The organism is Listeria goaensis, assembly GCF_900186125.1.
Lineage (GTDB): Bacteria > Bacillota > Bacilli > Lactobacillales > Listeriaceae > Listeria > Listeria goaensis.
Window position 1 is genome coordinate 14,648 of sequence record NZ_FYBQ01000005.1, and the last position, 23,484, is coordinate 38,131.

Annotated in this window: 20 protein-coding genes and 1 pseudogene; all 21 read right to left on the reverse strand. The window is 40.8% G+C overall.

The genetic code is table 11. The features are described from left to right. Positions 1–47: 47 nt before the first annotated feature. The 21 genes and pseudogenes from CFT42_RS07410 to yfmF all read right to left on the reverse strand — a co-directional run bounded on the left by CFT42_RS07410 (position 48) and on the right by yfmF (position 23,364). Positions 48–569, reverse strand: coding sequence for an adenine phosphoribosyltransferase (locus CFT42_RS07410; protein ID WP_088810029.1), 522 nt, complete (start codon positions 567–569; stop codon positions 48–50). Positions 570–595: 26 nt separating this feature from the next. Next, positions 596–2,893 (reverse strand): single-stranded-DNA-specific exonuclease RecJ, encoded by a 2,298-nt coding sequence (gene recJ, locus CFT42_RS07415; RefSeq protein WP_159457886.1) that lies wholly within the window; start codon positions 2,891–2,893, stop codon positions 596–598. A gap of 168 nt (positions 2,894–3,061) precedes the next feature. Continuing rightward, positions 3,062–3,424 (reverse strand): LapA family protein, encoded by a 363-nt coding sequence (locus CFT42_RS07420; RefSeq protein WP_088810027.1) that lies wholly within the window; start codon positions 3,422–3,424, stop codon positions 3,062–3,064. Between the two features lie 99 nt (positions 3,425–3,523). After that, positions 3,524–5,788, reverse strand: coding sequence for a protein translocase subunit SecDF (gene secDF / locus CFT42_RS07425; RefSeq protein WP_088815816.1), 2,265 nt, complete (start codon positions 5,786–5,788; stop codon positions 3,524–3,526). 32 nt (positions 5,789–5,820) lie between these two features. After that, complete coding sequence (locus tag CFT42_RS07430; RefSeq protein ID WP_088810025.1) at positions 5,821–6,129, reverse strand: post-transcriptional regulator; 309 nt, start codon at positions 6,127–6,129, stop codon at positions 5,821–5,823. 166 nt (positions 6,130–6,295) lie between these two features. Next, a complete protein-coding gene (yajC, locus tag CFT42_RS07435; RefSeq protein WP_088815817.1) occupies positions 6,296–6,631 on the reverse strand; it encodes a preprotein translocase subunit YajC in 336 nt (111 codons plus the stop codon). Between the two features lie 30 nt (positions 6,632–6,661). Beyond that, positions 6,662–7,801 carry a tRNA guanosine(34) transglycosylase Tgt gene (gene tgt / locus CFT42_RS07440; RefSeq protein ID WP_088810023.1) on the reverse strand — a complete coding sequence of 380 codons (1,140 nt, stop codon included), beginning with the start codon at positions 7,799–7,801 and terminating at the stop codon, positions 6,662–6,664. A gap of 74 nt (positions 7,802–7,875) precedes the next feature. Beyond that, on the reverse strand, positions 7,876–8,904 hold the full coding sequence (gene queA, locus CFT42_RS07445; protein ID WP_088815818.1) for a tRNA preQ1(34) S-adenosylmethionine ribosyltransferase-isomerase QueA: 1,029 nt from the start codon (positions 8,902–8,904) through the stop codon (positions 7,876–7,878). Next, positions 8,901–9,914, reverse strand: coding sequence for a Holliday junction branch migration DNA helicase RuvB (gene ruvB, locus CFT42_RS07450; protein ID WP_088810021.1), 1,014 nt, complete (start codon positions 9,912–9,914; stop codon positions 8,901–8,903). Before ruvB ends, queA begins: the two co-directional genes overlap by 4 nt. Positions 9,915–9,927: 13 nt before the next feature. Continuing rightward, positions 9,928–10,530: a Holliday junction branch migration protein RuvA gene (gene ruvA / locus CFT42_RS07455; protein ID WP_088810020.1), complete on the reverse strand. Its 603-nt coding sequence runs from the start codon at positions 10,528–10,530 to the stop codon at positions 9,928–9,930. A 72-nt stretch (positions 10,531–10,602) separates the two neighbouring features. Then, on the reverse strand, positions 10,603–11,538 hold the full coding sequence (locus tag CFT42_RS07460; RefSeq protein ID WP_088815820.1) for an L-lactate dehydrogenase: 936 nt from the start codon (positions 11,536–11,538) through the stop codon (positions 10,603–10,605). Positions 11,539–11,605: 67 nt separating this feature from the next. Continuing rightward, positions 11,606–12,952 (reverse strand): aldehyde dehydrogenase, encoded by a 1,347-nt coding sequence (locus CFT42_RS07465; protein WP_088810017.1) that lies wholly within the window; start codon positions 12,950–12,952, stop codon positions 11,606–11,608. 49 nt (positions 12,953–13,001) lie between these two features. Next, positions 13,002–13,727, reverse strand: a complete 726-nt coding sequence (locus tag CFT42_RS07470; protein WP_088815822.1) for a YebC/PmpR family DNA-binding transcriptional regulator — start codon at positions 13,725–13,727, stop codon at positions 13,002–13,004. Between the two features lie 99 nt (positions 13,728–13,826). Beyond that, the gene (gene rny / locus CFT42_RS07475) at positions 13,827–15,389 is read right to left on the reverse strand and encodes a ribonuclease Y (RefSeq protein WP_088810013.1); all 1,563 of its coding nucleotides are present in this window, start codon (positions 15,387–15,389) and stop codon (positions 13,827–13,829) included. 292 nt (positions 15,390–15,681) lie between these two features. After that, a complete protein-coding gene (gene recA, locus CFT42_RS07480) occupies positions 15,682–16,731 on the reverse strand; it encodes a recombinase RecA (protein ID WP_088815823.1) in 1,050 nt (349 codons plus the stop codon). 255 nt (positions 16,732–16,986) lie between these two features. Continuing rightward, positions 16,987–18,240 (reverse strand): competence/damage-inducible protein A, encoded by a 1,254-nt coding sequence (locus CFT42_RS07485; protein WP_088810010.1) that lies wholly within the window; start codon positions 18,238–18,240, stop codon positions 16,987–16,989. A gap of 78 nt (positions 18,241–18,318) precedes the next feature. Next, positions 18,319–18,897 carry a CDP-diacylglycerol--glycerol-3-phosphate 3-phosphatidyltransferase gene (gene pgsA, locus CFT42_RS07490; RefSeq protein ID WP_088810008.1) on the reverse strand — a complete coding sequence of 193 codons (579 nt, stop codon included), beginning with the start codon at positions 18,895–18,897 and terminating at the stop codon, positions 18,319–18,321. A gap of 76 nt (positions 18,898–18,973) precedes the next feature. Continuing rightward, positions 18,974–19,933, reverse strand: a complete 960-nt coding sequence (locus CFT42_RS07495) for a helix-turn-helix domain-containing protein (RefSeq protein WP_088810007.1) — start codon at positions 19,931–19,933, stop codon at positions 18,974–18,976. Between the two features lie 37 nt (positions 19,934–19,970). After that, positions 19,971–20,702 (reverse strand): elongation factor P 5-aminopentanone reductase, encoded by a 732-nt coding sequence (gene ymfI / locus CFT42_RS07500; protein WP_088810005.1) that lies wholly within the window; start codon positions 20,700–20,702, stop codon positions 19,971–19,973. 107 nt (positions 20,703–20,809) lie between these two features. Next, a complete protein-coding gene (yfmH, locus tag CFT42_RS07505) occupies positions 20,810–22,099 on the reverse strand; it encodes an EF-P 5-aminopentanol modification-associated protein YfmH (RefSeq protein WP_088810004.1) in 1,290 nt (429 codons plus the stop codon). Then, a pseudogene (gene yfmF, locus CFT42_RS07510) lies at positions 22,080–23,364 on the reverse strand (EF-P 5-aminopentanol modification-associated protein YfmF). Before yfmF ends, yfmH begins: the two are co-directional and overlap by 20 nt. Between the last annotated feature and the right edge of the window lie 120 nt (positions 23,365–23,484).

A 23,484-nucleotide genomic window follows, 5' to 3' on the forward strand; every position in this document is an offset into this window, starting at 1 on the left:
CGCCACTAGAAAAAAACACTTTCCAAAAGGAAAATGTTTTTTCTAACTTAAAAGTCCATCAAAATCAAGCGATCATACCCGTTCAATTTTTTATGTCCTTCTAATTCTGTCAGTTCAATTAAAAAGGCGCACCCAGCAACAATTCCACCAAGTTTTTCCACAAGTTTGATCGTTGCTTCAATCGTACCACCCGTTGCAAGCAAATCATCTGTAATGAGCACACGTTGCCCCGGTTTAATCGCATCTTTATGCATCGTTAGCGTATTTGTACCGTACTCAAGCTCATACTCCATTTCAATTGTTGCACGCGGCAATTTGCCAGGTTTACGTACTGGTGCAAAACCAATACCAAGCGCATAAGCAACCGGGCAACCAATAATAAAGCCACGCGCTTCTGGCCCAACAATCAAATCTACTTGTAGTTTTTCAGCATACTCAACAATCTGATCTGTCGCAAATTTATAAGCTTCACCGTCATTCATAAGCGGTGTAATATCCTTAAATACAATGCCTTCTTTTGGCCAATCCTCCACGATTGCGACAAATTTTCTAAGATCATTTAAATCCATGTTTATTCCTCCAAAGTGGGTAGGCACTAGGCCTCCATAATGCGCTTCATCCAGCTAAATAGTTCATTAAAGCTCGCATAAAGCAGTTTTTCTCGTGTTGCAAGTTCTTGTTTTTTCGACTGATAAATTTCGGCCTCTTCTAAATTTCGTTTTTCTGAAAGGTTATTTAGTAAAATCACGCCACTTTCTATTTTAACAAAATCCAGCTCAAAAAACACGTTTGACATAAAATCAATTTGTTGTTTACTCCAACCGAACTTTTGATTTAAAGCAGGACCATACTTTTCAAGCGAAAAAGGTTGATATTTTTTAATCAGGGCAAAAAGATTCGCAAATGCCTTTCTATCTGGCAGCGCCTGGAAATCTTGATTTTCAGATGCTCCGAAATGGACATAAATCCGCTCAGGCTGGAACTTTTTAATGAACGCCTCCACGTGACCCGTTTCTTTCGGTAAATCAACAAAAACCACTTCACGCGCGCTCTCCCTGTCATCAGGCGTATACACCACATTCGCAGCAATCGCCGGAAGTTTCGTTACGGTTTCTTGGTTAAAGCAGATGAAAACCCGTTCGCGCTCAGATTCTTTTAATAAACGTTGCCATTCTGTTCGGTTACGCGCATCAAAAAGCTGGAACTCATTGACTTCAAGATCAACCAACCTAAGTTGCGGCTTCCGAATATGATTCCATTCATTCACATTCAGTTCGCCTACAACGCTAACAAGCGCATTTTGTGCCACATTATCCGCCAAGTCACCTAAATTGAAACCAATGCCATCTAAAAGCACGTTTTGGTCGGTCAGCACCGTTTTCAAATGCGTTTTATCCGCACCAATTCGTTTCGTATCTTTCAAATTAATCTCTTCAAATTGGAAAACTGGTTTCACATTGCCCGTTCCAAATGGCGCCATCTTTTCAATCATCTGAATGAATGGCAGTGAAACGTCAGCGAGTTGCAACGTGTCTTCCACGCTAAGCTCTCGTTTTACACTCGTTACATCTAACGCATCAGCCTGCGCAATTAAAGCCGCTTCAAGCGCCGCTAAATTATGAAGCGACACCGTCATACCAGCTGCCATGGGGTGCCCGCCAAACGCTTCAAGAATCGCCCTGTTTTTATCAAGCTCTTGATACAAATGGAAATGCGGTACACTTCTGCCAGAACCTTTAGCAATCCCCGCCTCCTCATCAATGGCAAGACAAATGACCGGACGATTAAATTTTTCTACTAATCTAGACGCAACAATTCCTAGCACGCCTGGATTCCAATCCTTTTCAGCAACCACAATGATACTCGGAATTTCAGTTTTCGCCTCCAAAATTGCAACGGCGCTCGCGGTGATGTCACTAACGAGTTTCCGTCGATTGACGTTTGCCTCATCAATTTCCTCGGCCAAATATTCCGCTTCCTCCTCATCAAAAGCGAGTAGCAATTCCGCAGCCGGGTCAGCAGCGCCTAAACGACCGACAGCGTTTAATCTTGGGGCGATGGCAAACCCAATTGTTTCTTCGTTTGCCTCCTCCAATTTGACACTTGCTTTCAAAGCGAGAACACGCAAGCCTGTGTTTGGCTTTTCACGAAGCACTTGAAGTCCCTTTTGTACAAGAAGACGATTTTCATCTGTTAATGAAACAAGGTCCGCTACGGTCCCTACGGCTACCATGTCTAATAAGTGCGTCGGCTCTTCGCCAAGCAGCGCGTGCGAAAGTTTGTAGCTAACGCCGACTCCCGCTAAATCTTCAAAAGGATAGTTCGAGTCGGGGTGCTTTGGGTGGATAACCGCAACTGCTTGCGGCAAGGTTTCGCGCATTTCGTGGTGGTCGGTTATAATGACATCCATCCCGATTTCTTGAGCAAAATCCATCACTTCAAGAGCCGCAATCCCATTATCAACCGTAATAATCAAATCGAAGCCTTGGTTCTTAATCATTTGAAATGCGTTCTGATTCGGCCCGTAACCCTCCGTGAAGCGATTTGGAATATAAAACTGTACAAGTGCCCCCAAACTTTCTAACGTCTTGTAAAGCACCGCAATGCTCGTTACGCCGTCCGCATCATAATCGCCGTAAATCATAATTTTTTCGCCCGCTTGAATCGCAGACTTAATCCGTTCTACAGCTTGCTCCATTTCTGCAAGTAAAAAAGGATCATAACTCGCATATTTGGAAGGATTCATGAACTTATCGTACTGCCCTTCCGTCGTAATCTTACGTTTCACAAGCATTTTCGCAAGCGGAAGCGACACATTCAACTCTTTAGCTAGGTTTGCTACTTTTTCGCCGTCAACTTCTTCGGTCTTCCATCTGTATTTTGAATGAATCACAATTCCCCCACCTTTCAACCCTCCTATTATATCGGAAAACATCGGAAAAACCAATAGTAAAAAGCCCAAATCAAAATCGATTTGGGCTCCAGAGTAATACTAAACGGCAATAAAGTCTTACCGTTTAGCATCACTCTGATTTTGCGATCTGCGTTTTGTATTCAAATATTAGTTTTGCTCATCCTGATTTTCAACTTTCGCATCGGCTACTTCTGTTTCTTCTGTGTCGCGAATTGAAATCGTGGACGTTTTTGTTTGCATCGCTTTCGCCGCCGCAAGTTGGCGTTCTAGATTTGTTTTTTCTTCATGAAGTTGTTTGACTTGCTTATTCATCCCTCGTACTTTAGCAATATTCAAACAGAAAATAATCAAGCCTCCGATAAGCACTGAGCCTAAAATAACTAATATAAGCGGCCACTCTAGTTTTGCGAAAAAGAAATTGACTTCAACTGATTCAACATTAATAATCGCAAAAACAGCAATTAAAATCGCTAAAATAATTCCTACAATAACCTGCCATTGATTTTTCATAGCATCTGTCTCCTTTTTTCTAATTATACAAATTTATTCCCGCAAAAAATTATGCTAAAACAAAAGCCGGACAACTCGTCCGACTTTCGTTACTCGTTTTTATACCATAGGTTGCGATGGGTTATTTCTTTTCTTTTTCTTAACCGTTGCAATTGGTCCTTTTTTATTCACTTGACGTGCTTTAAAGACATACCACAACTGCATGGCCATGAAAATGGAAGAGAATACGCTTGAAACAAGCCCAACAAGTAAAGCGATTGAGAAGCTTAAAATCGATTCACTACCAAAAATGACAAGCGCCACAACCGTGAAAATAACCGTCAAGATAGTGTTAATCGAACGCGTGAATGTTTGACGTAAACCGTGATTAACAGCAAATGCCACATCTTCTTTCGTCTTATAACGCCCCATCTTGCGTCCAATATCTCGAATCCGGTCCGCTGTTACAATCGTATCATTAATCGAATACCCGATAACAGTTAGAACCGCCGCAATGAATGTCAGATCAACCTCAATCTGGAAGATACTGAAGAAAATGAAGATGGTAAAGGCGTCAAATAGTAACGATAGAATCGCCGCAATCCCCATATAAAATTCAAAGCGGATCGCAATATAAATAACTATGAGTACCGAAGCTATTGCCATTGCGTACAAGCCGTTTTTCGCGAGTTCTTTCCCGACAGTCGGCGTTACTGTGCTAATGCTTGGTTCATGTTTATATTCTTTCTCAAAATGCGTTTTAAATTTCGCAATTTCATCTTGCGAAAGAGCACCTTTGTAGGAAACTACCGCCGTTTTGTTATCCTTACCTTGGAAAACAATATTATCAGACGGCATATCAATGTCATCTAAATCTTTTTTAATCTGCTGTTCTGTTAGCGGTGAATCAGACGTAATTTCTGCTCTCGTACCACTCGCAAAATCAATGCCCAGATTAAGTTTAAAGAAACTTAAAACAACAATCCCAATAATGGCGATGCCCGTAAAAATCCACAAGAACAACCGGTGATTCTTAACGAAATCAAAACGATCAAATGGTGTTTTTAAGTCATACGTGCTAATACCATCATGCAAATTATGAATGGCATCAGGTTTCACACTAAAGGCACGTGGTTTATTGTTTAATACGTTGCTCTTAACAAGCAAGCCAAGCAGTACACGCGAACCCCAAACGGCCGTTAGGAAGCTGACTAAAATACTAATAATTAGAACCGTCGCAAAACCTTTAATCGAGCTTGTTCCAAAGTAGAACAATACACAAGCAACAAGTAAAGTCGAAATGTTTCCATCGAAAATGGCACGGAAGGCTTCTTTTACGCCGACTTCAAACGCCGCTTTCGTCGATCGCCCGACTTTCAGTTCTTCTTTTATTCGCTCATAGGTGATAACGTTCGCGTCGACGGCCATCCCTATCCCGAGAATCAGCCCGGCAATCCCTGGAAGCGTCAGCGTTGCGTTCAGCAAGGCTAGAACGAGTAAAACAATGTATGTGTAAGCAACAAGTGTTACACATGCAATAATCCCAGGAATACGGTATACAAGCATCATAAAGATGAAAATAGCTGCAACCCCGATAATTCCAGCAAGAATTGTTTCATCAAGCGCATCTTGACCAAATTGTGCCCCAACAGATGTCGAGTATACCTCGGTCATCTTAACTGGTAAAGCACCCGAATTTAGCAAGTTCGCTAAGTCTTTTGCTTCTTCAACAGAAAAATTACCCGAGATTTCAACCTTATTTGTGTCTAAAACTTGGTTGACATTTGGTGCCGATAAGTAAGCAGGATCTTTTTTAGTTCTCTCTGTTTTATATTTTTGGCCCTCTTTCCAGTCTAACCAAATAACGAGTTGGTTGTCAGGTTTTTCAGCCAAAATTGTTTTCGTCACATCAGCGAATTTATCAGCACTTTTTAGTTTCAGTGTGACAATCGGTTGATTATTTTGATCGAAAGCTTGTTTTGCTCCCCCAGGAACTAAATCAGAACCATCCATCATAAGTTTATCGTTTGCGTCCCTAAAAGAAAGTTCCGCTGTTGTCGATAACATTTTTCGTGCTTCATTTTGATCCGTCACCCCAGCAAGCTGGACACGAATACGGTTATTTCCTTCAATTGTGATGCTAGGCTCAGCTACGCCGATACTGTTAATCCGGCGATCGAGGGCACTTACAGTATCCGTAAGTGTCTGTTTAGTCACTTCACCTTTTCCAGAAGCAGGCTCTACTTGATAAAGCACTTCAAATCCGCCCTGTAAATCTAGTCCCAAGTTAATATTTTGTAAAACCATTTTCCCTGTGCTGAAAACGACCCCAAAAATAATTGCCACGACTAGGAAGAAGGTTACTAACCTACTTTTCTTAATCATTTCTTTTCCTCCCTCATCTAAACCATGAAATGCTATTTAGAAAGTTCAGAAGATGTCGCTTCATTATCTTCCAAATTCTCTGTTTCATTGTTTGCGCTAGCGCTAATTGCTGGCTCGTTAGATGTTTTTGTAATAAAGTCCATTAATTGTCCAATGTTCATCTGCATTATATCATTGACACGTTCATGCAAATTCGGAGTGGGATTTGTAGCCCATTTAACTTCTGTTAAAAATGACCAAATGTGTTCTGGTTTGATTTCTCTATAACTAAGAAGATGGAAATCTTCCACTTTAATTAAAATAGCTGGTTCCAAACTTTCATACCAGTCTTCGTGCGACATCGCACTTCCCCTCCCTCATTTTACAATCAACTATTCCCATTTTATCTAAAAATCAACCAAATGAAAAGCAGAAAGTGAAAAATCCACATAAATGACACATTTAATTGTTCAAATTGGTACTTCCTAACAAAAAAGAACCGCCCTAGTTTGAACTAGAGCGATTTCTTTATTTTTCTTCGGTTTCTTTTTCAGTTTCTGCTACTTCTTCAACTGGCTCAGTAGGTGCTACTGCAGGAGCAGCGTTTCCTTTTTCAAGAACCGTACGAATCGCATTGCGATCGAATGTCAGCTTCGTGTTGCCAGTTTTTAGTACGACAGTGCCATCTTCAATTGCTTCAACTACGCCATGAAGACCACCAATCGTAATAATTTTGTCGCCTTTTGCTAAACTATTTTGCATGTTTGTTACTTCTTTTTGACGCTTTTGTTGAGGTCTAATTAGTAAGAAGTAGAACAAGACAATCATCAAAATAATTGGAATAAATGCTGTTAAACTACCCAAAAATTGTCAGCTCCTTTAAAAAAATATTTATTAAAAATTTTTCGCATTTGGTCCGTTAAAACCATATTGCTCAAAAAATTCTTCACGAAATTCTAGCAGACGATCAAAGCGAATTGCTTCACGTACTTGCTCCATTAAGTTTAACAGAAAATGCAAATTATGATAAGTCGTAAGTCTTATTCCAAATGTTTCATCGCAGCGAATTAGATGGCGAATATAGGCTCTGGAATAGTTTTGACAGGTGTAACAATTGCAGTTTTCATCAAGCGGTCCAAAGTCGTTTGCGAATTTGGCGTTTTTAATAACTAGGCGTCCGTTTGAAGTCATACATGTACCATTACGCGCAATGCGTGTCGGCAAGACACAGTCAAACATATCGATGCCTCTAATGACCCCATCGATTAATGAATCTGGCGAACCAACACCCATTAAATAGCGGGGTTTTCCACTTGGAAGAAAAGGTGTTGTGAATTCAAGCACTTCATTCATGACGTCTTTTGGTTCGCCTACTGAAAGGCCGCCAATCGAATAGCCTGGAAAATCAAGTGAAACGAGATCTTCCGCACTTTGACGTCGTAAATCTTCATAAGCGCCGCCTTGTACGATGCCGAATAGACCTTGAATATTAGGCTTCATATGCGCTTTTAAGCCGCGTTCTGCCCATCTGGACGTGCGTTCTACAGAGCGCTTCATGTATTCATGTGTGGCTGGATATGGTGGACACTCGTCAAAACTCATCATGATGTCAGAACCGAGTGCATTTTGAATTTGAATAGCTTTTTCAGGTGATAAAAATAGTTTGTCGCCATTTAAATGATTGCGAAAATGAACGCCTTCTTCTTTGATGTCGCGCATATCGCTTAAGCTAAAGACTTGAAAGCCACCTGAATCGGTTAAAATAGGTTGGTCCCAGTTCATAAACTTGTGCAGACCACCAGCCTGCTCAATCAATTGCTCACCGGGTCTTAACCATAAGTGATAGGTGTTGCTTAAAATAACACCCGCACCCATCTGTTTAAGCTCTTCTGGCGACATTGTTTTGACAGTTGCTTGCGTACCAACAGGCATAAACATTGGCGTATCAAACGTACCATGCGGAGTATGTAGTTTTCCTAACCTCGCACCTGTTTTTTTATCAGTTTTAATTAATTCATAACGAATAGCTGTCATGTGTTACCTCTTTCTTTTTACTCTACTAAATAGCATAACGAAAATAAACATAGAAAACAAGGTTTTTCACAAAATTAATGGATAAACATCGCATCGCCAAAACTAAAAAAGCGATACTTGTCTTCTACAGCATGCTGATACGCTCGCAAAATATTTTCACGCGTGGATAAAGCGGAAACAAGCATGATGAGTGTCGACTTCGGTAAATGGAAATTAGTAATTAACGCATCTACCGCTTTAAACGTATAGCCAGGGAAAATAAAAATATCCGTCCAGCCAGAATCGGCTTTTAATTCGCCGTCAAATTTTGTTGCAATTGTTTCTAGTGTCCGAATGGAAGTCGTACCAACAGCCACAATTTTTTTGCCGCTTGCTTTCACTTGATTTAAAACCGTTGCAGTTTCTTCCGTCAGACGATAAAATTCCGAATGCATTTTATGGTTTTCCGTATCGCTAACGTCTACCGGACGAAACGTGCCAAGACCAACATGGAGCGTCACAAAACATACGTGAACTCCTTTAGACCGAATCGCCTCTAAAAGTTCTTCAGTAAAGTGCAGACCCGCAGTTGGAGCGGCAGCAGAGCCATTTTCGCGCGCATAAACCGTTTGATAGCGGTCCTGATCGCTTAGCTGCTCTTTAATGTAAGGCGGAAGCGGCATTTCTCCGAGGTTTTCGAGCACCTCATAAAATATGCCCGTATAGTGAAACTCCAAAATACGACCACCATGCTCAAGCTCCTCAACACACGTCGCCGAAAGTTCACCCTCACCAAATGTGATTTTCGCACCTACACGAATGCGTTTCGCAGGCTTCACAAGCGTTTCCCACTTATTTTCTTCTTTTTGTTTTAATAAAAGCACTTCGATATGTGCGCCCGTCTCCTCTTTAATTCCGTGGAGGCGAGCAGGTAGAACGCGCGTATCATTTAATACAAGCGCATCTCCTTCGTTTAAATAATCGATAATATTCGTAAATTTTTTATCGCTTAAATCCCCCGTTTTTTTGTCCAGCACCATTAAGCGACTTGACGTGCGGTCAAGTAATGGCGTTTGAGCAATGAGGGATTCTGGCAAATCAAAATCAAAATCTTCAACTTTCATTCATGGACACCTTTTTCGTTTTGAATTCCAAAATGGTCGTACGCTAATTGTGTTGCGAGCCGACCTCTTGGTGTACGTTGCAAAAAACCAATTTGCAGTAAATATGGCTCATGCATATCTTCAATCGTTTCGCGTTCCTCACCGATGCTTGCTGAAATTGTATCAAGTCCAACTGGGCCACCACGAAATGATGTCATAATCGTTTGCAAAAGCTTCTGGTCAATCGTATCAAGTCCGCGCGGGTCAACACGTAGAAGCGTTAGCGCATCTCTTGCTACTTCATAAGAAACAAGTCCATCGCCTTTAACTTCGGCAAAATCACGCACGCGTTTTAATAAACGATTGGCAATCCGCGGGGTTCCGCGCGAACGCCTAGCAAGCTCAAGCGCGCCGTCTGCATTAATTTCCGTCGTTAAAATTTTAGCCGTCCGTAAAATGATATCCATCAATTGTTCTTCCGTATAAAATTCCAAGTGGTCAATTACACCAAAGCGGTCGCGCAGTGGCGCCGATAATTGCCCCGCACGCGTTGTCGCTCCAATCAGCGTAAATGGTGGTAAATCTAGGCGTACCGACCGCGCAGATGGCCCGTTTCCGATAACAATGTCCAAACAATAATCCTCCATCGCAGGATAAAGCACTTCCTCAATGGATTTTGATAGCCGGTGGATTTCATCAATGAAAAGCACATCGCCCGGTTCGAGTGATGTTAAAATTGTCGCTAAGTCCCCTGGACGTTCAATCGCGGGTCCACTTGTCGTTTTGATGTTTGTTCCAAGCTCGTTCGCAATGACCATCGCAAGCGTCGTTTTCCCCAAACCAGGAGGGCCGTATAAAAGCACATGATCCAGTGCTTCTTCCCTTCTTCTTGCTGCCTCAATAAAAATGCCAAGATTATGTTTGACCTTGTCTTGACCGATGTATTCTGCAAGCAATTGTGGCCGCAAGCTTGTTTCAAACGAGATTTCTTCAGGACTCACATTTTCGGAAGAAACAATACGCTCATCCATGCCACATCCCTCCTTAATTTGTCATTAATTTCAAAGCTAGTTTAATATAGCCGTCACTTGTAAGCATCTCATCTTGCAGTTTCGGCACGATTTTCTTCAGTTCGCGCTCACTATAACCGAGTGCCTGTAAGGCAAGAACCGCCTCCTCGAGCTGCGGCGGAAGCCCATCTGTAATTTCTTTTTTAGCCACAAAATGAGGAATCTCACTTGTCACCACGTCGCCTAATTTTCCTTTTAGGTCAAGGATAATCTGACGCGCTGTTTTTTTCCCAACACTAGGGAATTTTGTTAAATACACATCGTCTTCGATTTCAATCGCATTAATAAGCTGCGTAGCATCTCCTGCGGCCGTTATAGCGAGCGCGCTTTTAGGCCCAATTCCTGAAACACCGAGCAGTTTTTTAAACAAATAACGCTCTTCCGTCGTTTGAAATCCGTAAAGCGTAATATTATCTTCACGAACATGTTGATGTAAATAGACTTTCGCTTCTTTTCCTTCTTGCGCCGCAAAAGCAAACGGGTTGCCGGCAACAATTTGGTAGCCGACCCCGTAAACTTCTACAACGATATATTCAGGTGTAATGGCCGCAACTTGGCCTTTCATATAATCATACACGTCAATTCGTCCCTTCTGTCATACCATACCTTTCATGATAGCATATTACGAACATTTGTGCTAACAATCGTCTTACAGTTGTGCAATGCAGTCTTTAATGACACGTGCTGAATGCTTGAACGCCTCTTCTTCCTCGCCGTTCAGCTTTAACTCAATAATTTCTTTGACGCCGTCCTGATTAAGAACCGCTGGAACACCAATCGCCAAATCGCGCTCCTCGTATTCGCCTTCTAACACACACGACACCGTAAGTGCACGTTGACTTCCGCTAAAAATATGCCGACAAATCTCAACGATTGTGCCACCAATTCCGTATTCCGTACAACCCTTTTGGTGATAAATTTCAAAACCAGTATCGCGTGCAATCTCCCCGATTGCTTTCAAATCAAGAGAATCGCCTAGCTTCTCCGCGCTATATTCGTTCACCGGTTTCCCGTAAATGGAAGAATGCGACCAAACAGGAAACTGCGAATCACCATGTTCACCTAAAATGAAGGCATCAATACTTTGCGCCGCAATATCAAGACGCTCCGCGAGTAGCCTCCGAAGCCGCGTTGTATCAAGCCATACACCAGTACCTAAAACGCGATTTTTAGGTAGCCCTGATAACTTCCAAACTTGATAGGTAATGATGTCACAAGGATTTGTAGCCACCAAAAAAATGCCATTAAAGCCACCTTTCATCATTTCCGGAACAATACTCGCAACAATTTTCGATGTACTTTTTTGCTCATCAAGCCGCGTTTGCCCTTCCTTTAAAGCACCTGCTGTCACCGTAATGACCGCAATATCCACATCTTTACAATCTTTTGCTTCACGTACAGAAATATCCATTTTTCCCGGAATAAACGCAGCCGCATCAGCCAAGTCTTTCCGATTTCCTTCCACACGATCTTGATTTATGTCAACTAAAATAAGCTCTTCAATAAAACGCTGATTCACAAAAGCGTGAGCCGCTGCAGTTCCAACGTTCCCCGCCCCAATAATCATAACTTTCCGTGGTTTCATTCGTTTACTTCCCTTCATTATTTCACTACGCTCTCTATTCTACAAAAAAAGTAGAAGCTTCCGCAACTTATTTTAAAAAGAAACGCAATAATTTTTCCCGATATTTCGAATTCGGATAACGAAATTTCATATCAAAAGCAGTCGTCTGCCGCAGCACACTTTTCTCGTGCGAAAACGTCCGAAAACTGGCTTCCCCGTGATAGTTCCCCGTGCCGCTATCACCCACACCCCCAAACGGCAAATAAGGCGTAGCAATGTGCATCAGCGTATCATTAATGCACACACCACCAGAAGATGTTTTAAAAAGAAACTTCCGCTCGATTTTTCGACTTGCAGTAAAAAGATAAAGCGCAAGCGGCTTAGGACGCTCACGAATAAACCGAATCGCATCTTCTGTCTCCGCAAAACGAATGAGTGGCAAAATCGGACCAAAAATTTCCTCCCGCATCACAGGACTATCCAAATCTGGCGCTTCCAAAAGGTACGGCGCCATTTTCAAATTCGCTTCATCGACGAATGCATCTGGCACGTAGCTTTGAAGCCGTTTAAAATGCGCCTCGTTTACAATCCTTCCATATGCTTCATTCATCAGAGGGTTTCCACCGTAAAGTTCCGTTATCGCTTCTCGAAGCTCCGCTTTAAATTCATCATAAATGTCGTCCTGAACTAAAACATAATCCGGTGCAATGCACGTTTGCCCAGCATTCACCCATTTTCCGAAAGCAATGCGTTTTGCAGCCAGCTTCATATTTGCATCGTTCATCACAACAAGCGGACTCTTTCCACCAAGTTCAAGCGTGACAGGAGTCAAATGATTCGCCGCTTTTTGCATCACAATTTTCCCAACGTGCGTCGAACCCGTAAAGAAAATATAGTCCATTTTTTGATCTAGCAATTCCGTCGTCACGTCCACGCCACCATTTACAACCGCAATGATTTCTTCACGAAAGCGCGATAAAACGTGCATCAGCACTTGTGCTGTATGAGGTGCGAGTTCCGATGGTTTTAAAATCACCGTATTCCCAGCTGCAATGGCCCCAATCAGTGGTGCGAGCGCTAATTGGTACGGGTAATTCCACGGGGCGACTACAAGCACCGTACCGTACGGCTCACGCTGAATAAACCCCTTGGAACCAACATGCGTCAAGCTCGTCTTCACTTTCTCGACACGCATCCATTTTTTCAAATGCTTTAAAGCAAAAGAAATCTCTTCATAAATAATCCCAATCTCTGTCATGTATGCCTCAGAATTGCTCTTCCCCAAGTCCTTTTCGAGTGCTTCCAAAAACAGTTTTTCGTTTTCTTTCAATAGCATCGCCAAATTTTCAAGCGTTGTTTTTCGGTGTAGAAAACGCTTCGTATGCCCCTCATCAAAATAAGCTTTTTGCCGCCCCATAATATCACTAATTTGCATGGTTTTCCCTCCTAAAAAAGGCGCCACATTTTGTCGGCACCTCTCTCGTTTAGTCGTTATTCGCGTTTGTATAAACTTCTTGCACATCATCATCGTCTTCTAAAATGCTAATCATCTTGTCAAATTCAGCGCGCTTATTTTCTGGAACTTCCTGATAAAGCGTAGGTTGCATCGTAAGTTCTGCCGCTTCAAATTTTAAGCCTGCCTGCTCCAACTCATCTTTCACCACCGTAAAATCCGCTGGCGCCGTAAAGACTTCAAACGCTTCATCACTCGTAATAATATCTTCAGCGCCCGCCTCAATCGCAAGTAGCATGAATTCATCTTCACTGAGGTCTAAATTTTCCCGCAGCACAACTAAGTAGCCTTTCCGATTAAACATATAAGCCACACTACCCGTTTCCCCTAAACTGCCGCCATTTTTATTGAAAGCAACGCGCACATTCGTCCCCGTACGGTTTTTATTATCCGTAAGCGCATGCACCAAAACAGCCACACCACCTGGACCATACCCTTCGTAGGAAATTTCGTCATAGTTTTCCCCCGCCTGATTGCCAGCCGCCTTTTGAATTGCGCGTTCCATATTATCATTTGGCATATTCGCCGCTTTCGCCTTATCCATAACAAGTCTGAGTGCAGGATTTAATGCGGGATCAGCTCCACTTTTCGCCGCCACATAAATTTCCTTGGCAAGCTTCTGAAAAAACTTCGGCCGTTTTGAATCCTGCGCATTTTTTCTTCCTTGAATATTCTTCCATTTTGAATGCCCCGCCATAATCCGCTCACTCCTTCATTAAAATTCTAACGTATTCAATCTAGCCATGCAAGTTTATAGGCAAAAGAAAAGCACCCAGATTTCTCCGAGTGCTCTTCTTTATTTCGCGTATTCAACCGCTCTTGTTTCCCGAATCACCGTTACTTTAATGTGTCCTGGATAATCAAGTTCTTCTTCAATACGTTTGCGAATATCTCTAGCTAGGCGATATGATGCTAAATCATCAATTTCGTCTGGCTCAACCATAATCCGAACTTCACGTCCAGCTTGAATGGCATACGATTTTTCAACACCCTCGTAAGATTCCGAAATTTCTTCCAGTTTTTCTAAACGACGGATGTAATTTTCAAGTGTTTCACTACGCGCGCCAGGTCTAGCAGCAGAAAGCGCATCCGCAGCAGCAACTAAAACAGCAATGACAGATGTCGGCTCAGTATCCCCGTGATGGGAAGCAATACTGTTAATGACAACATCATTTTCTTTGTATTTCGTCGCTAATTCGACACCAATTTCAACGTGACTACCTTCAATCTCATGGTCAATTGCTTTCCCAATATCATGAAGTAAGCCAGCGCGTTTTGCCAGTGTCACATCTTCACCAAGCTCCCCAGCTAAAATTCCAGCCAGTTTAGCAACTTCCAGTGAATGATTTAAAACATTTTGTCCGTAACTTGTACGGTAACGCAAACGACCTAAAATTTTAATTAAGTCTGGGTGAATCGAATGAATCCCAATTTCGAAAGTAGCTTGTTCCCCAACTTCACGGATGTGCTCATCCACTTCTTTACGTGCTTTGTCGACCATTTCTTCAATACGTGCCGGGTGAATTCGTCCATCTTGAACTAATTTTTCCAGTGCAATTCGCGCAATTTCACGGCGAACCGGATCAAAACCTGATAAAATTACAGCTTCTGGCGTATCATCGATAATTAAATCAATACCAGTTAGCGTTTCAAGCGTACGGATATTTCGTCCTTCACGACCAATAATTCGACCTTTCATTTCATCGTTTGGAAGTGTTACAACAGATACTGTCGTTTCAGCAACATGATCTGCCGCACATCGTTGAATGGCAAGTGATAAAATGTTTTTCGCTTTTTTGTCCGCTTCTTCCTTCGCCTTGCTTTCAGATTCCTTCACCATGATAGCTGTATCATGAGAAAGCTCCTCTTCTACTTGGTTAAGGATGACTTTTTTCGCTTCTTCTTTAGTGAGTGCGGAAATGCGTTCGAGCTCATCTTGCTCTTTTTGAATCATCTCATCAATTTTGCTTTCCTTCTCTTCAATATGTTGTTGTCGTTTACTGATATTCTCCTCTTTTTTCTCGAGTGTACCTTCTCTTTTACTTAAAGAAGTATCTTTACGGTCGAGGTTTTCCTCCCTTTGCAATAAGCGATTTTCTTGTTTCTGTAACTCTCCTCTTCGCCCACGAAGTTCATTTTCGATTTCAGTACGTACTCTATGGCTCTCTTCTTTTGCTTCTAGCAACGCTTCTTTTTTCGTTGTTTCCGCCTCTTTTTTAGCATCTTCAACGATTAATTCAGCTGTTCCACGAGCAGCAACCAGTTTCTTTTCAGAACTAGCTTTATAAATAAGTGAGCCGACAACCAAACCGACGATTAAGAAAAGCAAACCGGAGATGATTGCGACTACTACGCTCATCCTTACACCTCCTTCGCTATTCAGTTTTCGTTATCATTATGTCGGTGGCCAAAAATGATTGGCACAAAGTGTATTTTCTATCATTAGCTGGATAGACTCCAACTTTACTAAAAAGCAGTTTTATTTTCCATCATCACTCTTTAGCAAATGTAAAATATACAATCTAATTTTATATTTGAATATACGTATTGTCAAGGAAAGGGCAGAATAATACGAGAAAAAATACCTTTTCGCCTGTTTTATACAAAAAGCCTAGTTTATATTCAACTATAAACTAGGCTTTACTTTTATTTTATTCGTCTTCTAAAAGACTAAATTCTTCATCTGCATCTGGTGTATTAGCTTGTTCTGAACTCGCGTCAATGCCATACTCCGCACGAACACGCGTTGAAATTTCATCCCGAATTTCTGGATGCTCTTTTAAGAATTGTTTCGCGTTTTCACGACCTTGACCAATACGTTCCTCATTGTAGGAGTACCATGAACCGCTCTTATTGATTACATCTACTTCAGAAGCCATATCAACAAGTTCACCTTCACGAGAAATTCCTTCCCCGTACATGATATCTACTTCAGCCACTCGGAATGGTGGTGCCACCTTGTTTTTAACGACTTTAATTTTCGTTTTATTCCCAATCACTTCGGTTCCTTGTTTCAACTGTTCAGCGCGACGAACTTCTAAACGAATTGTCGAATAGAATTTCAATGCACGTCCACCTGGCGTTGTTTCTGGATTACCAAACATTACACCAACTTTTTCACGAATCTGGTTGATGAAAATCGCAATGGTTTTGGATTTATTAATAACACCTGATAATTTACGCAAAGCTTGCGACATCAAACGAGCTTGAAGACCTACATGGGCGTCCCCCATCTCCCCTTCAATTTCCGCGCGTGGAACTAATGCAGCAACGGAGTCAATAACTAACATATCTACTGCGCCACTTCTTACAAGTGCTTCTGCAATTTCAAGCGCTTGTTCACCTGTATCTGGTTGTGAAAGCAATAATTCATCGATATTGACACCTAAATTTTTCGCATATGTTGGATCTAAAGCATGTTCAGCATCAATAAAGGCAGCTGTTCCACCTTGTTTTTGCACTTCAGCAATGGCATGAAGGGCAACGGTCGTTTTACCAGAACTTTCTGGCCCGTAAGTTTCAATAATTCTTCCTCTAGGATACCCACCGACGCCTAAAGCAATATCAAGAGCTAATGAGCCGCTTGAAACAGTGGAAATATTTTGGTCACTATGTTCACCTAATTTCATAATAGAACCTTTACCAAATTGTTTTTCAATGGATTTTAAAGCTTGGTCTAAAGCAGCTTGACGATCGTTCACGTTATTGCCTCCTCTATATATCTCTCTTAGTCATATTTCTCAATTTGAAATTCTCTTAATTTAAATTCCTAAAGTAACTATACCTTATTTCAAATTAAGAATCAAGCAAAAAGCGAACATTTATTCGCATTTTTTAAAAATCGCTTTTTAACATTCTCACACAAGTATTATAACGCGTGCTATAGCTGTTCGTCCAACTCTTTTTTCAGCGCCGTTTCTTACTTTTTACAGTACTTCACAGCCTTTTCGCCTTAATCAAAAACCCATCTTTTCCGCTAAAAAGTGATTAATAATTTGAAATCCTTGTTTTACCGCACGATTTCGATTATGATTCCGATCTCGCCCAAAAACAAAAGAATATGTTTCCGTTTTGAAGCCTGCAACACTAAGGCCAATAAAAACTGTTCCTGGTAAGTGTCCATCTAATTCACCTGGTCCAGCTACGCCAGTAAAACTAATTCCCATTTTTGCATCACACAGCTTGCGTATATTTTCAGCCATCGCTTTCGCACATTCTGAACTTACTACGCCGTGTTCAGCAATAATATTTTCTGAAACACCAAGAACATCCTTTTTCATTTCAGTGCTATACGTCACCATACCGCCTTTAAAAATATCCGATATACCTGTTGTAGCTCCTAATTCAGCTTGAAAAAGCCCTGCCGTTAAACTTTCGGCCGCAGAAATCGTTATTTTTTCTTTTAACAACTTCGAAATGACTACATCTGCAAGGGACGCCTCACCGTAACCATATAAAAATTCACCATCTCGTTTTAAAATTTCCTGCTCCGTTTCGAAAAGTAATTTATTCGCTTCTTCTTTTGTTGCGGCTGAAGCTGTAATTCGAATTTCAACTTCATTATCCGTTGCATATGTTGCGATAGTCGGGTTCGTCTGCTTCTCAATTAAATCATGTAAATCAGCAGCTAGTTTTGACTCGCCGATACCGAAAAAATGCATTATTTTCGACTCTAAATGAACTGCTTCCCCTAGTGAACTTTTGAGGAGCGGTTTCGCATACTGCTGAAACATTGGCTTCATTTCTGACGGAGGTCCAGGCAGGAGCATATAATTTTTGTTTTCCAACTCGAAAAACATGCCCGCTGCAAACCCAAAGTCATTTTGTAAGACAGTGGAACCTTCAATGACTAGCGCCTGCAATTTATTGTTTTCCGTCATCGCCCGCTTGCTTGCGGCAAAGTAGTTCGTTATTTTATCTAGATGAAACGCATCCTCCACCAAATTTTTATGAAGATGACTCGCTAAAACTTGTTTCGTCAAATCGTCTTGCGTTGGCCCTAAGCCGCCAGTAAAAATAAGGAGGTCACTCCGCTTCTCAGCAATCGTAATGACTTCATGAAGGCGCTCAGGATTATCTCCTACCACCGTATGATGATAAACAAAAATGCCAACATTCGCTAACTCTTTGGATAAAAAAGCGGCGTTTGAGTTTACAATTTGACCCATTAAAATTTCTGTTCCGACCGCAATGATTTCTGCACGTACCATATCCACACCCCTTTTAATTTAACGAGAAAAAACAAAATACTTCCTCCAAAAATTGCTTGGCTGAAGTATTTCTGTTTGTTACATAGAGCCTTTGAAAACTCCACGATTTTTATAAAAATAGTCGATTCCCGACCAAACTGCGAAAAATGCGCAGACATATAGGAAAATCATATCGACGCGAATTCCCGTCCAAGCAAATGGGAAATTGTCTAAAAACATTAACGGAATTGCAATCATCTGCGTAAATGTTTTTATTTTTCCAAGTTGCCCAGCAGCAAGCACTTCGCCTCCCTCAACAAGAAGTAAACGCAAGCCTGTTACGGCAAGTTCACGGCTAATAATTAAAATGACAATCCAAGCTGGCGCGATATTCATTTCGACCAAAATGATGAATGCCGCTGTAACAAGTAGTTTGTCCGCCATTGGATCCGCAAATTTACCAAAATTGGTAATGAGATTGTATTTCCGAGCTAGGTGCCCATCAAACCAATCCGTTAGTGCCGCAACAACAAAAATGATTGTCGCAATTAAACTTGTTACAGGAATTGTAGAATCCAACCATTCAACATTTCCCCATGAAAATGGCACAACACAAATAATGACAAAAATCGGAATTAAAATAATACGTGCCACCGTGAGTTTATTAGGTAAATTCATTCTTCCATCTCCCATCTTTTACTATTATTCATAAAGAAAGTATAGGCAAGCAATCACCTATACCTCTTTTATGTTACTAATTAGATGTCGTTGAACTATTTGTACTGTCATCACTATTGTCTTGAAGTGTCACAGTTAATACTTGCTTCACTAGCGTTGGTGCAAGTTCGAGCGTTTCGCCGTTTATTTTAACAGTAGTTACAGGGGCATTACCAACAACAATCGAAATGGTTTTGTTTTCACCACCATCAATGGCTTCACTCTTTTCCCCGTCTTTTAAAATACCGTTATAAATGTTAGCGCCTGCTTCTGTAGAAACGCCTACCCAGCTATCGCCACCAGATGCTGATAATTCAATCGTTAGCTTATCCGCATTTGCGACTGTATACGTTGTTGCATTACCTTGTGTTTCACCTTTTGTAATCGTAACTTGTTTGTCTTCCTCTTTTTTCGCTTCTTCTTCTTTCTTCTTAGCATCAGCAGCTTTTTGCTCTTCTTCTTTTTTCTTCGCCTCATCATCACTATTAGTTGATTTTTTTGTCGAAGAACCGGTATCGTCCTGAACTTTAACCGTTTGATTATCGTTCGTCGAAGTCACCTGATCATCATTTGATTTATTGGCAAAAACAAAATACCAAATAATAAAGAGAATAAACAGGATAAAGAGCGCAATAAGCACTTTTGGTAAAATATCAAAAAAACGATTTCGCGTTGAAGCAGACCCGCCAACAGAATGCGTTGTAAGTGGCGCCGCCTTTTTTTGTGCCCTACTTTGCTCTTGGTTCACCACTTCTTGTTGCGAATAAGGAACTTCCGATTCGAATTCAGTAAATAATTCTGCGCTGTCTAAATCGACTGCTTCCGCATATTGTTTAATAAAAGCACGCGTATAAAATTTACCAGGCATAACCGAATAGTTGCCCTCTTCAATTGCAACTAAATATCTTTTTTGAATTTTAGTAATTTGCTGTAAATCATCCAAACTGAGTCCTTTTTCTCGACGTGCAGCTTTCAGTTTGTCGCCTAAATCAGTCAATATAAAACACCTACCATATTAAATCTTAATTTATCTATCACATGTTCCAGCCACCATTAACACCCAGAGTCTGTCCAGTAATATAATTATTTTCATCACTCAGCAAATAAGAAGCGGCATTTGCAACATCAACAGGTGTAGCAAGTCGTCCTAACGGAATTTCCTGCTTTAAGTCAGCCTTTTCACTTTCAGAAAAACGCTCTAGCATCGTCGTATCTACAGCGCCTGGTGTAATCGCATTGACGGTCGTTCCAGTATACGCTATTTCTTTGCTTAACGCTTTTACAAAAGCAAGCTGTGCACCTTTCATTGTTGAGTATACAACTTCCATTGCTGCTCCAACTTCTCCCCAAATAGAACTTATAAAAAGAATTTTGCCACACTCGCTCTTTTGTATTTTGGGTAAAAAAGTGCGAACTAAGCGGAGCGGCATTTCAACATGTATTTGATAAAGATGTTTCAATGATGCATCTGAACTATCCATAAAAAGTGTATATTCAGATTCCCCAGCAGCATGAACAAAAACATCAAGTTGAAAAATGGAGTCCACAATGTTTATTAAACTTTCAGGATTTCTAAAATCAGCTTGGATTGGAAAAATATCGACTTGCGAATTAGCAAATTCAGCCATAATTTCTTTAATACTTTCGAAATTCTTGTGATAATGCAAATAAAGATGGAAACCATCCTTTGCAAGACGCCTCGCAATTGCTTGTCCAATTTCACCACTTGCTCCAGTTATAAAAGCATATTTATATGTTTTATCCATTTTAAAACTCCCTGAAAACCTATTAAATTCATAATAGCATGACTTCGTTTATAATACCATTTTTTCGTTGAGTTTGCTCATAAAAACTTGAGATTTTATACTTTTCTTTAATTTTGTTCAGGTAAAAGGGTGAAAGTTGTAATTTTATCCTCATCAGCCAGAGATTGGATAAAAGAATCAATGTCCGATTTAGTCACCGCTTCAAGTGCTTCTGGAATATCAAATAATGAGGCATCTTCTAAAATATATTGACTAAACTGATTGGCAATAAATTCAGGTGAATTAAGCGATCTCAAAAATTGCCCGATTTTTTTACGCTTAACAAGTTCTATCGTTTCTGCTGATACACCTTCTTTGGCGCTTTTAAAAATAGCGTCTTGAATCGCTTTTGACTGTGCATCAGGGTCCTCGGCATCCCCACCAATAATCACAAACGAAAAGCTGTCTTGTAGCGAATAATCAAACCCAAATGTGTCATCAATGACGCCCGCATTGTAAAGGTTTAAATAGTTTTCTGATGTTGTTCCAAATAAAATTTCTAGCGCAATATCCGCCGTCATTTCATGTTTAACTGCTTCAAAACCACGCAATAACCCGATATCCTCTTTCACGCCCACTAAAACTTTCGCTACTTGCACAGGAAATGATACATTTCTATGCTTCATAGCCACTTGTTTTTGTTCGTTCGGGAAAGAACGTTTTATTTCAGCTGGCGGAGCAAACGATTTTTCACTTTGATTTTTACGAATGTCTGCCATCATTTCCTCTGGCTCAAGTTGTCCGACAACAAATAACACCATATTGCTTGGATGATAAAACGTGTGGTAGCAAAGATATAGCAAATCTTTGTCGATTTCCGCGATGGATTCAACCGTTCCCGCAATGTCAATTTTAACTGGATGCTCTTTATACATATTTTCAATTACGCCGAAATAAGCGCGAAAGTCAGCATCATCGTCATACATTCGAATTTCCTGACCGATAATTCCTTTTTCCTTCTCAACCGTTTCTTTTGTAAAGTAAGGTTCTTGTACAAAATTAAGTAGTGTTTCTAAGTTTTCCGGAATGTTTGATGTCCCCGAAAACAGGTAAGCGGTTCTAGTAAAAGATGTAAAGGCATTTGTAAAAGCCCCTTTTTCCCCGAATTTAAAGAAGATATCGCCTTCCTCTTTTTCAAACATCTTATGCTCTAAAAAGTGAGCAATACCGTCTGGAACATGTTTCATTTCCGTTTCGCCAAGTGGAACAAAGGTATTATCAATCGAACCGTAATTCGTTGTAAAAATCGCAAATGTTTTACTGAATCCTTTTTTGGGCAGCAAGTACACTTTCAAACCATTATCAAGCTGTTCATGATAAACGCTTTCGCCAACTTGTTTAAAATCGATTTTTTCCATCAAACTCACTCACCTTTCTCCAAGAAATAAATCGTATCTTCTTGAATTTTTTGTATCGCGGCAACAACTTCTGCTTTTGTCGTCGCTCTAATTTTTCGGATCCAATTTTCAAGCGTTAAATCGCTCTTTTTAAGCACGTTACTATACGCCAGCTCAATTAGTCCTTGGGCGCCGTCACTTGTTTCAAGCAATTGGTTGATATACAATTCTTTTGTTTGCTCAAGCTCTTCTTCCGTAAAATCTCCAGCTTTCATTGCGGCGACTTGTTCTTTAATAATCGTCATTGCTTGTTCGCGATTTTTTTCGTCAATGCCTGCTGAAATGAGCATAAATCCTTTAAAGGAATCTACTCGGCTAGAGGCATAATACGCCAGACTCGCTTTTTCACGGACATTGATAAAAATTTTCGAATTCGCGTAGCCACCCAATAAGCCGTTTGCAATTTGCAGTGGGACAAAATCAGGGTCACCGAATAAAACGCCCGTATGGTAGCCTAACACGAGCTTTGCTTGGTTGATGGGTTGGTTTTCGGTAATCAAACGTTCAGCAGTTGCTGGTTTTGACGGGACAACCGTTAGCTCTTTCATTTCGCGTTCACTAAAACCTAATTTTTTCACAAAAGGAGCTACTTCATCACGTGACAAATTACCACATATGAACAGTTCAATCGTATCTTCGCGAAGAAATTCTTGATAATAAGAATAAAGATTTTCTGCGGTGATACCCTCAAGCTCTGAAAGAATGCCCGCAGCCGGATATTGAAAAACGTCATCTGCGAACATTTCCTCGATAAGGCGCATATTCGCATAACGAATTTTATCGTCATAAACGCTCTCAAGTCGACTCTTCAAGTTCACTTTTTCCCGAGCAAACGTTTCTACATCAAAAGCTTTTTCAGACACATTTGGGTTGAAAAACACTTCGTTTAAAAAAGCAAACGCATCGGCTAAAAGTTGTTCTCCTTCTGGCACAAGCTGCCCGTCCACCATATCTAAGACAGCCGTAATGATATGCTCATTGCCTTTTTTCTCGACCGAAGTAAAAAAATTGGCGCCGTACAAATAAGCAAGCCGCCGCCTAAAGGTCGTTTGCGTTTTATATGTAGCATTATTCGTTTCAAGCATCATAGCAAGAAGCGATCGTTTCGTAATTGTTTCACGTTTTAACGGCGAACGAAACTTAAATACAATACGATTTGATTTAAATTTTCCCGTTTGAATAAATGTTGTATGTATTGTTCCTAATTTTTCTTGATAATAATCCATATTGAAGGCTCCTTCCGATTTTACCCTACCCCTCATTTTAGCGTAACTGCTGCGGAAGTACAATTCTAAAAGCTGAGCCTCTGCAAAATGCAGAGGCTCAGCTTGTGCGCATATTTATAA

What these genes read in the sequence shown, in the direction of transcription:
- CFT42_RS07485 (WP_088810010.1), bottom strand. Translation starts at nt 18,240, where the DNA reads ATGGTACGTGCAGAAATCATTGCGGTCGGAACAGAAATTTTAATGGGT.
- yfmH (WP_088810004.1), bottom strand. Translation starts at nt 22,099, where the DNA reads ATGGAAAAAATCGATTTTAAACAAGTTGGCGAAAGCGTTTATCATGAA.
- CFT42_RS07465 (WP_088810017.1), bottom strand. Translation starts at nt 12,952, where the DNA reads ATGCAAATTAGTGATATTATGGGGCGGCAAAAAGCTTATTTTGATGAG.
- rny (WP_088810013.1), bottom strand. Translation starts at nt 15,389, where the DNA reads ATGAGCGTAGTAGTCGCAATCATCTCCGGTTTGCTTTTCTTAATCGTC.
- tgt (WP_088810023.1), bottom strand. Translation starts at nt 7,801, where the DNA reads ATGACAGCTATTCGTTATGAATTAATTAAAACTGATAAAAAAACAGGT.
- CFT42_RS07470 (WP_088815822.1), bottom strand. Translation starts at nt 13,727, where the DNA reads ATGGCGGGGCATTCAAAATGGAAGAATATTCAAGGAAGAAAAAATGCG.
- CFT42_RS07430 (WP_088810025.1), bottom strand. Translation starts at nt 6,129, where the DNA reads ATGTCGCACGAAGACTGGTATGAAAGTTTGGAACCAGCTATTTTAATT.
- ruvB (WP_088810021.1), bottom strand. Translation starts at nt 9,914, where the DNA reads ATGGATGAGCGTATTGTTTCTTCCGAAAATGTGAGTCCTGAAGAAATC.
- CFT42_RS07460 (WP_088815820.1), bottom strand. Translation starts at nt 11,538, where the DNA reads ATGAAACCACGGAAAGTTATGATTATTGGGGCGGGGAACGTTGGAACT.
- queA (WP_088815818.1), bottom strand. Translation starts at nt 8,904, where the DNA reads ATGAAAGTTGAAGATTTTGATTTTGATTTGCCAGAATCCCTCATTGCT.
- secDF (WP_088815816.1), bottom strand. Translation starts at nt 5,788, where the DNA reads ATGATTAAGAAAAGTAGGTTAGTAACCTTCTTCCTAGTCGTGGCAATT.
- ymfI (WP_088810005.1), bottom strand. Translation starts at nt 20,702, where the DNA reads ATGGATAAAACATATAAATATGCTTTTATAACTGGAGCAAGTGGTGAA.
- CFT42_RS07410 (WP_088810029.1), bottom strand. Translation starts at nt 569, where the DNA reads ATGGATTTAAATGATCTTAGAAAATTTGTCGCAATCGTGGAGGATTGG.
- CFT42_RS07420 (WP_088810027.1), bottom strand. Translation starts at nt 3,424, where the DNA reads ATGAAAAATCAATGGCAGGTTATTGTAGGAATTATTTTAGCGATTTTA.
- pgsA (WP_088810008.1), bottom strand. Translation starts at nt 18,897, where the DNA reads ATGAATTTACCTAATAAACTCACGGTGGCACGTATTATTTTAATTCCG.